Raw genomic sequence first — 15,561 nt, forward strand, 5'->3', positions numbered from 1 at the left:
GGAATGCGCAGCCACTATGCAAAATAAACAATTGACCATAAGCTCCAGCAACATTACCCGCTGCTTCCTGCTGTTTATCGTGCTGCTGACGATCGGCATCGGCCTGTATGGCTACAACTACACCAACGCCTGGCTGGCAGAAAAGAAGTACACGCTGAACAGCATCGCCGGTTCGCTGCAAAAGCGTATCGATGCCTACCGCTATATGACCTATCAGGTCTATGACAAATTCGGCAATGCGCCGGCGCAGAATGTCGATCCCGGTTTGCAGGAAACCCGCCTGCGGCCCGATGTCTATTATGTCGAGAAACCGCACAAGAAAACCGACGCGGTGATCTTCGGCAGCCATGACGAAAACACGCTGGCGATGATCGCCAACATCTCGGACTACCTGGACACCCGCTGGGGCGCCAAGACCGAGAACTACGCCATGTATTACCTCAATGGTCAGGACAATAGCCTCAGCCTGATCACCACCCAGCCGCTCAAAGAGCTGGCTTCGCGCTTTCGGGAAAGCTACCTGACCACCTCGGCGGACGAACGCCGCGCCGAGATGCTGCAACAGGCCAATATGCTCGACGAACGCGAGAGCTTTTCCGACCTGCGCAAGCAGCGCTTCCAGAACGCCTATTCGTTTTCGATTCGCACCACTTTCAATCAGCCGGGGCATCTGGCGACGGTGATCGCCTTCGATTTGCCAATCAACGACATCATTCCGGCCAATCTGGCCCGCGCCAATTTCCTGCTGCTGCCGGACGATGTCGATCTCGACGATAGCGCCATCCCGGCGGAAACCGTCCTCGGTACCCATGCGACGATGAGTGGCGGCTGGGTGGAGTTCAGCGCCGCTCTGCCCAATGCGCCGCTGAAGGTGGTGTATCGCGTTTCGGCCATCAATCTGGCCATTGATCTGCTGCGCAACAACATTTGGCTGATCGCAGTCAACCTGCTGCTGCTGGCGCTGTCGATGCTGAGCATCTACTTTATCCGCCGCCAGTACATTCGCCCGAGCGAAAACATGGCGGTAGAGCTGGAGGCCGAGCGCGCGCTGAATAAGGAGATCGTCTCCAGCCTGCCCTCCGGCCTGCTGGTCTACAGCTTCGCCAACAATACGGTGATCGCCAGCAACAAAATCGCCGAGCATCTGCTGCCGCACCTCAGCCTGCAAAAGATCGCCCATATGGCCGAACAGCATCACGGGGTGATCCAGGCGACGGTCAACAACGAGGTGTATGAAATCCGCATTTTCCGCAGCCAGCTGTCGCCGGACACCTACCTGTTCCTGATGCACGATCAGGATAAAGAGGTGATGGTGAATAAGCGGCTGCAGCAGGCGCGGCGCGAATACGACAAGAACGTGCAGGCGCGCAAACTGATGTTGCACAACCTGGGCATCGAACTGAATCAGCCGGTGCGCCAGATGCACGATCTGGTCGACAGCCTGCGCAACCAGCCGGATGAGGAACAACAGCAGGCTCTGCTGGGCCAACTGACGGCGGCGTCGTCGTCGGTGCTGGGATTGATCGATAACATCACTCTGCTGACGCGGCTGGAAACCCAGGACTGGCAACCCACGCGCGAGCCGTTCAACCCGGCGGCGATGATCGACGAGTTGCTGCTGGAAGCCCTGCCCGCCCTCAATCAAAAGGGGCTGGCGCTGTTCAAGCATTTCCAGCTGGACGTCGAGCAGAACTATATCGGCGATGCCAACGCGCTGCGCAAGGTGATCTCGCTGCTGGTGCATTACGCCATTATCACCACCGCCTGCGGCAAGGTTTCTCTGGTTATCGACCATGAGCCCGAGCACCCTGACCGCCTGATTTTCCAAATCAACGACACCGGCTCCGGCATCTCCAACGAAGAGATCAGCAACCTTAACTATCCGTTCCTCAGCCAGACGCTGGTGGATCGCTTCAACCACGGTTCCGGCCTCACTTTCTTCCTGTGCAATCAGCTGTGCAAAAAGCTTAACGGCCAGTTGGACATTCGCAGCAAGGTGGATATCGGCACTCGCTACACCATTCGCGTCGCCATGGAGATGGAGAAAAAAGAGCCGCAGGAGCAGGAAAAGCTGCTCGACGGCGTCACCGCCTTGCTGGACGTCACGTCGGATGAAGTGCGCGGCATCGTGACCCGTCTGCTGCAGGCCTACGGCGCCGACTGCCTCGTCGCCGAAGATCGCGCGGTCAACCGCGATTATGACGTGCTGCTGACCGATAACCCGCAGCGCGCCGATGATTACACCCTGTTGCTGGCGACCGATGAGCCGGGCTGGCAAGCGCTGGATAAACGCTACATTCGGGTGAACTATAATCTGAACGGCGCATTAATCGACGCCGTGCTGATGCTGATCGAACAGCAAATGGCCGCGCTGGAACAGGAAGAAAGCCCGCTTTCATTGAGCTCAGAAGATATCCAACTCTATGAAAAACAATTGAAATCAAGTGATTACTATGGGCTGTTTGTCGATACAGTACCCGACGATGTCAAAAAACTGTATACTGAGGCGGGCAGCAGTGATTTCAATGCGCTGTCACAAACCGCACACCGCCTGAAAGGCGTGTTTGCCATGTTAAATCTGCTTCCCGGCAAGCAGCTGTGCGAATCGTTAGAACAGCGCATCGCAGAAGGTGATGCGCCCGAGATCGAGAATAACATCAGTCAGATTGATTTTTTCGTCAGCAGACTGCTGAAGCAAGGTAGCCAACAACATGAATAACCTGAACGTAATTATTGCTGATGACCATCCTATCGTACTGTTTGGCATCCGGAAGTCACTTGAGCAAATTGAATGAGTGAATGTCGTTGGGGAGTTCGAAGACTCAACCGCACTGATCAACAATCTGTCCAAGCTGGACGCTAACGTGCTGATCACCGATCTGTCGATGCCGGGTGACAAATATGGCGACGGCATCACGCTGATTAAATACATCAAGCGCCACTATCCGCAGTTGTCGATCATCGTGCTGACCATGAACAACAACCCGGCGATCCTGAGCGCGGTATTGGATCTGGATATCGAAGGCATCGTGCTGAAACAAGGCGCGCCGACCGATCTGCCGAAGGCGCTGGCCGCCCTGCAAAAAGGCAAGAAGTTCACGCCGGAAAGCGTCTCCAAACTGCTGGAGAAGATCAGCGCCAGCGGCTATGGCGACAAACGCCTGTCGCCGAAAGAGAGCGAAGTGCTGCGTCTGTTCGCCGAAGGTTTCCTGGTGACCGAAATCGCCAAGAAACTCAACCGCAGCATCAAAACCATCAGCAGCCAGAAGAAATCGGCGATGATGAAGCTGGGCGTCGAGAACGACATTGCCCTGCTCAACTACCTCTCGTCCGTCAGCATGACGCCGTTGGACAAAGACTAAAGCCCGCCTCACGGCAGGTTAACGCCAAACAGGCACGGCATCCGCCGTGCCTGTTTGCTTTTCAGGCCTCGCTGCGGTTGTAGCGTACCTGCTGGCTGTAATAAGCCAATGTCTGCTCCAGCGTCTCCAGCGTAACCGGTTTCGACAGGCAATTATCCATGCCCGCCTCGAGGCAGCGCTGTTTCTCTTCCGCCAACGCGTTCGCCGTCACGCCGATCACCGGCGCGCTGAACTGCATCTGCCGCAGCGCCTGCGTCAGGCGATAGCCGTCCATGTTCGGCATATTGACGTCAGTCAGCACAATATCGACATGGTGCTGTTTCAGCACGCCGAGCGCGTCGACACCGTCGTTGGCGGTCACCACCTGATACCCCAGCGACCCCAGCTGATCGGAAAGCAGGCGACGGTTGATCGGATGATCGTCAACCACCAGCAGATAAATATCGCCGTTGTCCGCCGCACTGGCCTTGGCGGGCACCGGCAGCTGCACCAGCGCCTCTGCCGCGCCGTGGCCGACGCCGAACAATCGGTTGATTAAGGTCAGCGTTTCACGCGGCGTAGAGGTGCTGTGCATCCAATAGCCCGGCCGGGTTTCCTGCGATGGACCGATATGTTCGGTGGAGAATTGGATCTGAGCCAGCAGCGGCGTGTTCAGCATCAGCGGGTAATCGCTGAGCATCACCTCGCCGGCGGCGGTATCCTGCCCGTCATAGCGCTGGATATCGGCGCCGTAGCCGCCCAGAATCGCCATCAGGTAACTTTCCAGGCGCTGATTGCGGATATCCAGCCACAGCCGCCGGCCCTGCCAGGTATCGCTGGCCTGCGGGATCGGGAACTGGGCGTTAAACAATGGAATGCGAATGCTGAACAAGCTGCCCAGCCCCGGCTCGGACTCGACGGAGACGTCGCCGTCCATCAGGTTGACCAACTTCTCGCAGATCGCCAGCCCCAAACCGGTTCCCTGGAAGTGGCGCTGCACGCCGGTCCCCACCTGGAAGAACGGATCGAACAGGCGCGAGATTTCCTTCTCCGGGATGCCGACGCCGGTATCGCGCACGCTGAACTCCAGGTAACTGCCGCGGGTGCAGACCTGCAGCACGATACAGCCGGTATCGGTGAACTTGATGGCGTTGTTCACCAGGTTGGAGAGCACCTGCTGCAGCCGAACCGGATCGCCGAAAATGCGCTCCGGCACGTTCTGTTCGATAAAGCAGTACAGCCCCAGACGTTTCTTCACCACCAGCGGCAAATAGTTGCCGGCGATATGGGTGATCACCTCCAGGCAGGAGAACTCGCGCGGTTCGATCTTCAGCTGCTCGGACTCGATTTTGGAGAAATCGAGAATATCGCTGATGATTTTCAGCAGCAGGCCGGAAGAGTTATTCATCGCGTTGACCAGCCGATCGACCCCTTGCGGCAGCGCCTTGGTCTGCAGCAAATCGAGGTTGCCGATAATGCCGTACAGCGGCGTGCGCAACTCATGGCTGACGGTGGCCAGGAACATCGATTTGGACTGGCTGGCCTGCTCCGCCGCCGCCGCCATCTCCTGCAGCGACTCTTCCATCTTCACGCGCGCGCTGACGTCCACCAGTACGCAGATCGCCACCTCTTCGTTACGGTAGCGCGAGTGGACAAAGCTGATCTGCAGGTTGTTATTGTTGCTGGTCATCACATCGACGAAATTCGCCTGCTGTTCGCAAATGATGCGCGTAATGCGATCGCGATCTTCGTGGGTCAACAGGTTGATGTAGTTATGCGCCAGTTCGTTACTCAGGATATTGGTGCCGTCGCTGATACGCAGGATGCAGATGCCCACCGGCGCCGAGGCGACAATCTTGCGGTTGAACTGCTCGTGTTCTTCCAGACGGAAGGCGTTCTCCTCCGCCGGCAAGAACATCTTGCGCTCAAACAGCCAGGCCAGCGTGAACAGCACGATAGCCGATAACAGGTTCAGCAACAGCGCGTTGAGGATCAGCATCTTGAAGCGTTCCACCACGCTCTTCACCGGCAGCGCATAAACGATGCTCAATGACGAAGGCGGCAACGCTTTCTTCAGGATCAGGTCGCGGTAATTGTCGACATAGCCGAAGTAGGCATGATCTGCGGGATAGTGGTTAAGTGAGGCGGCATAGCGATCGCCGTCCGCCAGGCGCAGCACCGGCTCGTTATTCTCATCCAGCAGCGTGACGCCGATCGGCAGGCTGCCGGCGGTAACGAAATCTTCCAGCCGGACGGTTTGCTCGATGCCCAGCAGCGCCTCCAGCTTATTACCGATATAGAGAGGCGTCAGCACATACAGATAACCGATGTCGGGCCGCTGCGCGCTGGGGCTGATCCAATACAGGTTGTTGTCTTTGTCCTGATTCTTGGCGTTGCGGTATTTCAGAATGCGCTCATGCAGGGACTTCAGCACGTTTTCCCGATTGGCGCTCGCGTTGCCGCCGCCGAACTCCGCCATACACAGGCTGTCGCCGCCGATGAAGAACACCCGGTTAAGATCGTAGGCCGCCACGAAGTTCTCTTTCCAATACTGGATCAGGCCGCTCAGCGAATCGAGCGAACTGCGGTAGGTGGTGCTCAGCGCGCAGTTGGACTCCGGGTACAGCGGAAAGAATTGCGGCGGGCTGCCTTTGCCGGGAAACACGCCGCTGAACATGTCCAGGCTGCTGACCGAACCGTTGAGGCGATTCTCCGCCATATACTTGATGTCGCGGATGATGTCGGCGGAATGGCGGATGTAGCCCTGCGCCTGATCGAAGCTGAGGTTGTACTCCTGGCGGATGTCCGATTCTTTCTGATGCAGGATATTCAGAATATAAAAGGTGGTGAGCAGCGCCCCCAACGACCACAGCAAAATCGCCAGCACCCGGAACAAATAGCGGGATATTTTCAGCGTAGTTCGAAAAGAGGCTAAGTATTTCAATCGGATACCATACGAAAGTCAGTGACGGCGCGCGTTGTCGCCGGCGCGGCGGCCGGCGGCTCGGTGCGCCAATTAAACCATATAACTGAAAAAGGGCCTAGCATCGCTGCCAGGCCCTTTTGTCTCAGTGCATTACGGTGTCGGCATGCCGACGCCCTCACCTTGCTTAAACGTTGTCGTCGTCCATCGGCTCAGCCGCGTCGTCGCCATCGTCCAGCGGCGTGCTGTCTTCTTCCACCGCTTCCGCGCCCGGTTCCAGGCTGTCCAGCTCTTCGTCTTCCACCGGTTCGGCCACGCGCTGCAGACCGACGACGTTTTCGTCTTCCGCCGTGCGGATCAGCGTCACGCCCTGGGTGTTACGACCGACCACGCTGACTTCCGAAACGCGGGTACGCACCAGCGTGCCGGCATCGGTGATCATCATGATCTGATCGCTGGTTTCCACCTGCACCGCGCCGACCACCTGGCCGTTACGCTCGCTCACCTTGATGGAGATAACCCCCTGGGTGGCGCGTGACTTGGTCGGATACTCGGTCACCGCGGTGCGTTTACCGAAGCCGTTTTGCGTCACGGTCAGGATGTCGCCCTCGCCGCGCGGCACGATCAGTGAGATCACGCTGTCGCCTTCGCCGAGGTTGATGCCGCGCACGCCGGTCGCGGTACGGCCCATCGAACGCACCTGCGTTTCCGGGAAGCGCACGACTTTACCGTTGGCGGAGAACAGCATCACTTCGTTGCTGCCGTCGGTCAGATCGACGCCGATCAGCTCGTCGCCCTCGTTGAGGTTGACGGCGATGATGCCGGCGCTGCGTGGGCGGCTGAACTCGGTCAGCGCAGTTTTCTTCACGGTACCGCTGGCGGTGGCCATGAACACGTGGCGCCCTTCTTCATACTCGCGCACCGGCAGAATGGCGGTGATACGCTCGTCGGCTTCCAGCGGCAGCAGGTTGACGATCGGGCGACCGCGCGCGCCGCGGCTGGCTTCAGGCAGTTGGTACACCTTCATCCAGTACAGGCGGCCACGGCTGGAGAAGCACAGGATCGTATCATGGGTGTTGGCCACCAGCAGGCGATCGATAAAGTCTTCTTCTTTAATACGCGCGGCGGACTTGCCTTTGCCGCCGCGGCGCTGCGCTTCATAGTCGGACAGCGGCTGATACTTCACGTAGCCCTGGTGAGACAGGGTCACCACCACGTCTTCCTGGTTGATCAGGTCTTCGATGTTGATGTCGGAAGTATTGGCGGTGATCTCGGTGCGGCGGCCGTCGTTGTACAGCTCTTTGACCGCCACCAGCTCTTCGCGGATCACTTCCATCAGGCGCTCTGGGCTTTCCAGAATAAAGATCAGCTCGGCGATAAAGTTGAGCAGCTCTTTATATTCGTCCAGCAGCTTTTCGTGCTCCAGGCCGGTCAGTTTCTGCAGGCGCAGATCCAGAATCGCCTGAGCCTGCTGCTCGGTCAGGTAGTATTTGCCGTCGCGGATGCCGAACTCCGGCTCCAGCCACTCAGGGCGAGCGGCGTCGTCACCGGCGCGTTCCAGCATGGCGCTGACGTTGCCCAGATCCCACGGCTGCGCCACCAGCGCGACTTTCGCTTCCGCCGGCGTCGGCGCACGGCGAATCAGCTCGATGATCGGATCGATGTTAGCCAACGCGATAGCCAGCGCTTCCAGGATATGGGCGCGATCACGGGCCTTGCGCAGTTCGAAGATGGTGCGGCGGGTGACCACTTCGCGGCGGTGGCGCACGAAGGCTTCGAGGATATCTTTCAGGTTCAGCAGCTTAGGCTGCCCCTGATGCAGCGCGACCATGTTGATGCCGAAGGTGACCTGCAGCTGCGTCAGCGCATACAGGTTGTTCAGCACCACTTCGCCGACCGCGTCGCGTTTGACTTCGATCACGATGCGCATGCCGTCTTTATCGGACTCGTCACGCAGCGCGCTGATGCCTTCTACGCGTTTTTCTTTCACCAGCTCGGCGATCTTCTCGATCAGACGCGCCTTGTTCACCTGATACGGGATTTCGTGAACGATGATGGTTTCGCGCCCGGTCTTGGCGTCGGCTTCCACTTCCGCGCGCGCGCGCAGGTAGACTTTGCCGCGCCCGGTGCGGTAGGCCTCTTCAATGCCGCGGCGGCCGTTGATGATCGCCGCCGTCGGGAAGTCCGGCCCCGGGATGTGTTCCATCAGCCCTTCGATGCTGATGTTTTCATCGTCGATATAGGCCAGGCAGCCGTTGACGACTTCCGCCAGGTTGTGCGGCGGAATATTGGTGGCCATGCCCACGGCGATGCCCGACGAGCCGTTGACCAGCAGGTTCGGGATCTTGGTCGGCATGACGGCCGGGATCTGCTCGGTGCCATCATAGTTAGGCACGAAGTCGACGGTTTCTTTTTCCAGATCCGCCAACAGTTCGTGAGCAATCTTGGACATGCGCACTTCGGTATAACGCATCGCCGCCGCGGAGTCGCCGTCGACGGAACCGAAGTTACCCTGGCCGTCCACCAGCATGTAGCGCAGTGAAAACGGCTGAGCCATACGCACGATAGTGTCGTAAACCGCGCTGTCACCGTGCGGGTGATATTTACCGATCACGTCCCCGACGACACGGGCCGATTTCTTGTATGGTTTATTCCAGTCGTTACCCAATACGCTCATCGCGTACAGAACGCGGCGGTGAACCGGCTTCAGTCCATCACGAACATCTGGCAGCGCACGTCCGACAATAACGGACATCGCATAGTCCAGATACGAGTTTTTCAACTCGTCTTCGATGTTTACCGGTGTGATTTCTCTGGCAAGGTCGCTCATGGAGCTGCTATCCCTCTACTAATGATTCATCTGCCCGCTGCCATAGTGGCAAAGGTGTAAAACTATATCACAAAGCACGCTTTACGGGAAAATAACCGCCGCTGTTTCACGGAAATTGTGCAGATAAGTGCGCTAAAAACGCATCGGCACAGACGATGCCGCGCCGGAACATGTATAATCCGCGCAACGAGAACAAGGAGCCAGACAAGCCCATGAACGCAGAATCATCCAGCCGAGTGCAAAACGTTGACCACCAGGAAATCGCCAAGTTCGAGGCCGTCGCCTCCCGCTGGTGGGATCTGGAAGGCGAGTTCAAACCGCTGCACCGCATCAACCCGCTGCGCCTGAACTACATCATGCAGCGCGCCGGCGGCATTTTTGACAAGCAGGTGCTCGACGTGGGCTGCGGCGGCGGCATTCTGGCGGAGAGCATGGCGCGCGAAGGCGCCAAGGTAACCGGGCTGGACATGGGCGCGGAGCCGCTGCAGGTCGCCCGGCTGCACGCGCTGGAAAGCGGCATGGACGTCACCTATGTGCAGGAGACGGTGGAAAGCCACGCTCAGGCCAACCCGCAGCGCTACGACGTGGTCACCTGCATGGAGATGCTGGAGCACGTGCCCGATCCGGCCTCGGTGGTGCGCGCCTGCGCCCAACTGGTGAAACCGGGCGGCCACGTGTTCTTCTCCACCATCAACCGCAACACCAAAGCCTGGCTGATGGCGGTGATCGGCGCGGAGTACGTGCTGAAGATGGTGCCGCAGGGCACCCACGATCATAAGAAGTTCATTCGCCCTTCCGAATTGATCGGCTGGGTCGACGGCACGCCGCTGCGCGAAAAGCACATGATCGGCCTGCATTACAACCCGATCACCGATCATTTCAAGCTTGGACGCAACGTTGACGTGAACTACATGGTGCACACCCAGCACGAAGGTTGAGCGCTGTAAACCGCGCCGGCCCTGCGTTATCGGGGTTCGGCGCCAACGCGCTGTTAGGAAAAATACCTAATTTCCGCGACTTCGATCAAAATCGTGGTTGTAGACAGTTTTTTAGAATATTAAATCAGATCAATATGCCGTTTTTTTCTAACGTTTAATAAAGCGCCAAACGATCGGTTTTTTCAGTTTTTAAGGAAAATCTGATCTCGCTTATTGACAAGCTTGTCGCGCCAGTCACGGCGCGCACTGCGAACGGCAAGTTACATTTCACCCCCAAGTTATCCACAAATTAGGCCGGTTTTGTTCACTTGCAAACGCCGTTTTTTCTCACTATCTTGTTACCTCACCGACATACAACCCCTATATATAGTGTTTACATACTGAGCAGAGCGACTACACTTCTGCTTAGGGGCACCATACGGACAGGTAAAACACCACATGAACCAAAGTCTGCTTGTAACTAAACGCGATGGCCGTAAAGAGCGCATCAACCTCGACAAAATCCACCGGGTCATCGATTGGGCCGCAGAAGGATTGCACAACGTCTCGGTTTCTCAAGTAGAGTTGCGTTCCCACATTCAGTTTTATGACGGCATCAAAACCGCCGACATTCACGAAACCATCATCAAAGCCGCTGCCGATCTGATCTCCCGCGATGCGCCGGACTATCAGTACCTGGCCGCTCGCCTGGCGATCTTCCACCTGCGCAAAAAGGCTTACGGCCAGTTCGAGCCGCCGAAGCTGCACGCTCACGTGACGCGCATGGTCGAGATGGGCAAATACGATAAACATCTGCTGGAAGACTACAGCGCTGAAGAGTTCGAGCAGATGGACTCCTTTATCGATCACTGGCGCGACATGAACTTCTCTTATGCCGCCGTCAAGCAGCTGGAAGGCAAGTATCTGGTGCAGAACCGCGTCAGCGGCGAGATCTACGAAAGCGCCCAGTTCCTGTACATGCTGGTGTCCGCTTGCCTGTTCTCCAACTACCCGCGTGAAACTCGTCTGGACTACGTCAAACGTTTCTACGACGCGATTTCCACCTTCAAGATTTCGCTGCCAACGCCGATCATGTCCGGCGTGCGCACCCCAACCCGTCAATTCAGCTCCTGCGTGCTGATCGAGTGCGGCGACAGCCTGGACTCCATCAACGCCACCTCCAGCGCCATTGTGAAATACGTTTCGCAACGCGCCGGTATCGGCATCAACGCCGGCCGCATCCGCGCGCTGGGCAGCCCGATCCGTGGCGGGGAAGCTTTCCATACCGGCTGCATTCCGTTCTACAAACACTTCCAGACCGCCGTCAAATCCTGCTCGCAGGGCGGCGTGCGCGGTGGCGCGGCAACGCTGTTCTACCCGATGTGGCACCTGGAAGTGGAAAGCCTGCTGGTGCTGAAAAACAACCGTGGCGTTGAAGGCAACCGCGTGCGTCACATGGACTACGGCGTGCAGCTGAACCGCCTGATGTACCAGCGTCTGATCAAGGGCGAAGACATCACCCTGTTCAGCCCGTCCGACGTGCCGGGGCTGTATGACGCATTCTTCGCCGATCAGGACGAATTCGAGCGTCTGTACACCCAGTACGAAAAAGACGACAGCATTCGCCAGAAGCGCGTGAAAGCGGTTGAGCTGTTCTCGCTGATGATGCAAGAGCGCGCCTCTACCGGCCGCATCTACATTCAGAACGTCGACCACTGCAACACCCATAGCCCGTTCGATCCGCAGATCGCGCCGGTGCGTCAGTCCAACCTGTGCCTGGAAATCGCCCTGCCGACCAAGCCGCTGGAAGACGTCAACGACGAGAACGGCGAAATTGCGCTGTGCACCCTGTCCGCCTTCAACCTGGGCGCGATCGACAGCCTGGACGATCTGGAAGAGCTGGCGACCCTGGCGGTGCGTTCACTCGACGCCCTGCTGGATTATCAGGATTATCCGATCAAGGCCGCGCACCGTGGCGCGATGGGGCGTCGCACCCTGGGCATTGGCGTGATCAACTTCGCCTATTACCTGGCGAAGAACGGCGTGCGCTACTCCGATGGCAGCGCCAACAACCTGACCCACAAAACGTTCGAAGCCATTCAGTACTACCTGCTGAAAGCCTCCAACCGCCTGGCTCAGGAACAAGGCGCTTGCCCGTGGTTCAAAGAAACCACCTATTCGCAGGGCATCCTGCCGATCGACACCTACAAGAAAGACCTGGATGCGATCTGCAACGAACCGCTGCACTACGACTGGGAAACCCTGCGTAAAGAGATCCAGGAAACCGGTCTGCGCAACTCGACGCTGTCCGCCCTGATGCCGTCGGAAACCTCTTCGCAGATTTCCAACGCCACCAACGGCATCGAGCCGCCGCGCGGCCACATCAGCATCAAGGCGTCGAAAGACGGCATCCTGCGCCAGGTAGTGCCGGAGTATGAGCGTCTGAAAGACAACTACGAGCTGCTGTGGGAAATGCCGAGCAACGACGGCTATCTGCAGCTGGTGGGGCTGATGCAGAAATTCATCGACCAGTCGATTTCGGCCAACACCAACTACGATCCGACCCGCTTCCCGGGCGGCAAGGTGCCGATGAAGCAGCTGTTGAAAGACCTGCTCACCACCTACAAGTTCGGCGTGAAAACGCTGTACTACCAAAACACCCGCGACGGCGCGGAAGACGCCCAGGAAGATTTGCAGCCTGCCAAGGCCGGCGATGACGACTGCGAAAGCGGCGCCTGCAAGATCTAAAGTTTGACCTAGCGGGCCGGAATTTTCCGGCCCCTTCATTTAGCCACGTTACGATGGATTCAGGCTTATGGCTTACACCACTTTTTCTCAGACCAAAAACGACCAGCTGCAAGAGCCGATGTTCTTCGGCCAATCGGTAAACGTTGCGCGTTTCGACCAGCAAAAGCATGAAATCTTCGAAAAACTGATCGAAAAACAGCTCTCCTTCTTCTGGCGCCCGGAAGAGGTTGACGTCTCTCGCGATCGCATCGATTATCAGGCGCTGCCGGAGCACGAGAAGCACATCTTCATCAGCAACCTGAAGTATCAGACCCTGCTGGACTCCATTCAGGGCCGCAGCCCGAACGTCGCCCTGCTGCCGCTGATCTCGATCCCTGAACTGGAAACCTGGGTGGAAACCTGGTCGTTCTCCGAGACCATCCACTCCCGTTCCTACACCCACATCATCCGCAACATCGTCAACGATCCGGCGCTGGTGTTCGACGACATCGTCACCAACGAAGAGATCAAGAAGCGCGCGAAAGACATTTCCGGCTACTACGACGATCTGATCGAGATGACCAGCTACTATCACCTGCTGGGTGAAGGCACCCACCAGGTGAACGGTAAAACCGTCACCGTCAATCTGCGTGCGCTGAAGAAGCAGCTGTACCTGTGCCTGATGAGCGTGAACGCGCTGGAAGCGATCCGCTTCTACGTCAGCTTTGCCTGCTCCTTCGCGTTCGCCGAGCGCGAATTGATGGAAGGCAACGCCAAGATCATCAAGCTGATCGCTCGCGACGAAGCGCTGCACCTGACCGGCACCCAGCACATGCTGAACCTGATGCGTTCCGGTGCGGACGATCCAGAAATGGCGGAGATCGCCGAGGAGTGCCAGCAAGAGTGCTACGATCTGTTCGTGCTGGCCGCTCAGCAGGAGAAAGAGTGGGCGGAATACCTGTTCCGCGACGGCTCGATGATTGGCCTGAACAAAGACATCCTGTGCCAGTATGTGGAATACATCACCAATATCCGCATGCAGGCGGTCGGCCTCGGTCTGCCGTTCGAAACCCGCTCCAACCCGATCCCGTGGATCAACGCCTGGTTGGTGTCCGACAACGTGCAGGTAGCGCCGCAGGAAGTGGAAGTGAGCTCTTACCTGGTTGGCCAGATCGACTCGGAGATCAACGCCGACGACCTGAGCGACTTCGAACTGTAAGCGATGGCGACGCCAACCGTGACGCTGCGCGCCGCCGGCACGCAGCTCTCTTGCCCCAACAGTGAAAACTGCCTGCTCGACGTGCTGGAACTGCACGACGTGCAGGTGGAGTACCAATGCCGCTCCGGCTATTGCGGCGCCTGCCGCCTGAAGCTGGTGAAAGGTGAAGTGGCCTACCGCCAACAGCCGCTGGCGTTTATCAACGCCGGCGAGATCCTGCCCTGCTGCTGCATGCCGCTGACAGATATCGAGCTGGAAATTTAACGTCGGGTGCCGGAAACCGCGCCTGGAGACCAGAAGGCGGGGTTGCCCCCGCCCTAGGATTACCGCTTCACCTCACACGCCAACCTGATCAGGATAGTGATATTTTCCTGGTAGATTTTCAGCTCGCACAGCGAGTCTCTTATCATCCAGATAAATAGCAAAACCGTAATACATACAACGGTTAGCGAGTGAAACACATGCCTTAAGCGCATGCTTGCCTCCTTGCTGTGAAGGGGCTACCATACCGGTGTCTAGGCGGTATGTGCAGCCCCATTCTGATTGAGAGTCAGTCTGGGGCTTTCATCTATCCGCCTTGTCACACAATGCCCAAGACGAACAGTCTCAAGCACCCGTCAAGAGAGTAACAGCATTCCCTCACCGCGAATATCCCCTATAAGATTATGATTAATCAGGGATATATAACTATCCTCAAAGTATTTCGCTTAGCGCCCCTTTCCCGCCGATGTGGAAAAATAACGCGCCGGGGAATCGCCGAAGGCTTTACGAAACATGGCGATAAAATTGCTCGGCGAGGCATACCCCAGCGCCTCCGCAATCTGCAGCACCGTTTCGCCTTCGGCCAGCTTCGCCAACGCATATGACAACCGGGCCTGCTGACGCCACTGGGCAAAACTCAACCCCGTCTCGCCGATCATCAGCCGCCGCAGGGTACGCGGCGACATCGCCCCCCATTCAGCCCACGCCTCCAGTGAACGTTCGCTCCCCGGTTGCGCCAGCAAGGCCTGCAGAACGCCGGCCAGGCGCGGATGGGACGACATCGGTAAATACAGCGGCTCCGTCGGCGCCAGCCGTATCTCATCCCGCATCACCTGCGCCATACGATCCTGTTCCAGGGTAAGCGCGCTGCGTTTGTCCCAACCTTCCGCACGCTGAGCCAGCGCCTGCAGCACGGCGCTGATGCCGATAACGCAAGGTGTATTCGACAGATCGTGGCAGGCCTCCGGCGCCAGCAGCAAACTCCAGCCGCTCAGAGCGCCGCAGACCTGCACCCGGTGCTCCGTCGCCGGCGGGATCCAACCCGCCCGCTGCGGCGGCAGCACCCAATCGCCCTGCGCCGTGCGTACATGCAGCAAGCCGCTTTCGACGCACAGCAACTGCCCGCGCACATGCTGATGCCAGTCGTATTCTCGCGTGCCCAACCGATACTCCCGGCCTGCCGCGTCGCGGCCGCCAAGCGCGATAAGCCAGGGGCCCGCGGACCATTCGCTGCAGTCAGCGTCGAGGGCATGAAGGTTTGCATCCATATTGGCCACTAATCACTATTTTTAGTCCAGATACCGTTATACCAACCTTTTCCTGCGCCGACATAATGAAATGCT

At 58.0% G+C, this 15,561-nt stretch carries 9 protein-coding genes and 1 pseudogene; 6 read left to right on the plus strand and 4 right to left on the minus strand.

Features of this window, described 5'->3' with window-relative positions; all coding sequences use genetic code 11:
* Positions 1-16: 16 nt before the first annotated feature.
* Both rcsD and rcsB read left to right on the plus strand, forming a co-directional pair.
* Positions 17-2,719: a phosphotransferase RcsD gene (gene rcsD, locus WFM45_RS12690; protein WP_085337394.1), complete on the plus strand. Its 2,703-nt coding sequence runs from the start codon at positions 17-19 to the stop codon at positions 2,717-2,719.
* A pseudogene (gene rcsB / locus WFM45_RS12695) lies at positions 2,712-3,362 on the plus strand (response regulator transcription factor RcsB). Before rcsD ends, rcsB begins: the two are co-directional and overlap by 8 nt.
* A gap of 61 nt (positions 3,363-3,423) precedes the next feature.
* Here rcsB and rcsC read toward each other — a convergent pair.
* On the minus strand, positions 3,424-6,285 hold the full coding sequence (rcsC, locus tag WFM45_RS12700; protein WP_033632526.1) for a two-component system sensor histidine kinase RcsC: 2,862 nt from the start codon (positions 6,283-6,285) through the stop codon (positions 3,424-3,426).
* A 166-nt stretch (positions 6,286-6,451) separates the two neighbouring features.
* The gene (gene gyrA / locus WFM45_RS12705; protein WP_015378557.1) at positions 6,452-9,094 is read right to left on the minus strand and encodes a DNA topoisomerase (ATP-hydrolyzing) subunit A; all 2,643 of its coding nucleotides are present in this window, start codon (positions 9,092-9,094) and stop codon (positions 6,452-6,454) included.
* A 212-nt stretch (positions 9,095-9,306) separates the two neighbouring features.
* On the opposite strand from gyrA, the gene ubiG reads away from it, so the two are divergent.
* The 4 genes from ubiG to yfaE all read left to right on the plus strand — a co-directional run bounded on the left by ubiG (position 9,307) and on the right by yfaE (position 14,221).
* A complete protein-coding gene (gene ubiG / locus WFM45_RS12710) occupies positions 9,307-10,032 on the plus strand; it encodes a bifunctional 2-polyprenyl-6-hydroxyphenol methylase/3-demethylubiquinol 3-O-methyltransferase UbiG (RefSeq protein ID WP_004935909.1) in 726 nt (241 codons plus the stop codon).
* Positions 10,033-10,470: 438 nt separating this feature from the next.
* Positions 10,471-12,759, plus strand: coding sequence for a class 1a ribonucleoside-diphosphate reductase subunit alpha (gene nrdA / locus WFM45_RS12715; RefSeq protein WP_004935912.1), 2,289 nt, complete (start codon positions 10,471-10,473; stop codon positions 12,757-12,759).
* Positions 12,760-12,826: 67 nt separating this feature from the next.
* Positions 12,827-13,957, plus strand: coding sequence for a class Ia ribonucleoside-diphosphate reductase subunit beta (nrdB, locus tag WFM45_RS12720; RefSeq protein ID WP_004935915.1), 1,131 nt, complete (start codon positions 12,827-12,829; stop codon positions 13,955-13,957).
* Positions 13,958-13,960: 3 nt separating this feature from the next.
* Complete coding sequence (gene yfaE, locus WFM45_RS12725) at positions 13,961-14,221, plus strand: class I ribonucleotide reductase maintenance protein YfaE (protein WP_019453695.1); 261 nt, start codon at positions 13,961-13,963, stop codon at positions 14,219-14,221.
* Positions 14,222-14,280: 59 nt separating this feature from the next.
* On the opposite strand, the gene WFM45_RS12730 is transcribed toward yfaE, so the two are convergent.
* A complete protein-coding gene (locus WFM45_RS12730; protein WP_004935921.1) occupies positions 14,281-14,433 on the minus strand; it encodes a Hok/Gef family protein in 153 nt (50 codons plus the stop codon).
* 231 nt (positions 14,434-14,664) lie between these two features.
* Positions 14,665-15,381, minus strand: a complete 717-nt coding sequence (locus WFM45_RS12735; protein ID WP_250602137.1) for an AraC family transcriptional regulator — start codon at positions 15,379-15,381, stop codon at positions 14,665-14,667.
* Between the last annotated feature and the right edge of the window lie 180 nt (positions 15,382-15,561).

Origin of the sequence: Serratia sp. KG1D (assembly GCF_037150675.1) — a bacterium.
In the GTDB taxonomy this organism is placed as follows: domain Bacteria; phylum Pseudomonadota; class Gammaproteobacteria; order Enterobacterales; family Enterobacteriaceae; genus Serratia; species Serratia nematodiphila.

Coding starts and splice junctions, on each gene's coding strand:
- nrdA (WP_004935912.1), top strand. CDS start 10,471: ATGAACCAAAGTCTGCTTGTAACTAAACGCGATGGCCGTAAAGAGCGC.
- ubiG (WP_004935909.1), top strand. CDS start 9,307: ATGAACGCAGAATCATCCAGCCGAGTGCAAAACGTTGACCACCAGGAA.
- WFM45_RS12730 (WP_004935921.1), bottom strand. CDS start 14,433: ATGCGCTTAAGGCATGTGTTTCACTCGCTAACCGTTGTATGTATTACG.
- rcsD (WP_085337394.1), top strand. CDS start 17: ATGCAAAATAAACAATTGACCATAAGCTCCAGCAACATTACCCGCTGC.
- nrdB (WP_004935915.1), top strand. CDS start 12,827: ATGGCTTACACCACTTTTTCTCAGACCAAAAACGACCAGCTGCAAGAG.
- yfaE (WP_019453695.1), top strand. CDS start 13,961: ATGGCGACGCCAACCGTGACGCTGCGCGCCGCCGGCACGCAGCTCTCT.
- gyrA (WP_015378557.1), bottom strand. CDS start 9,094: ATGAGCGACCTTGCCAGAGAAATCACACCGGTAAACATCGAAGACGAG.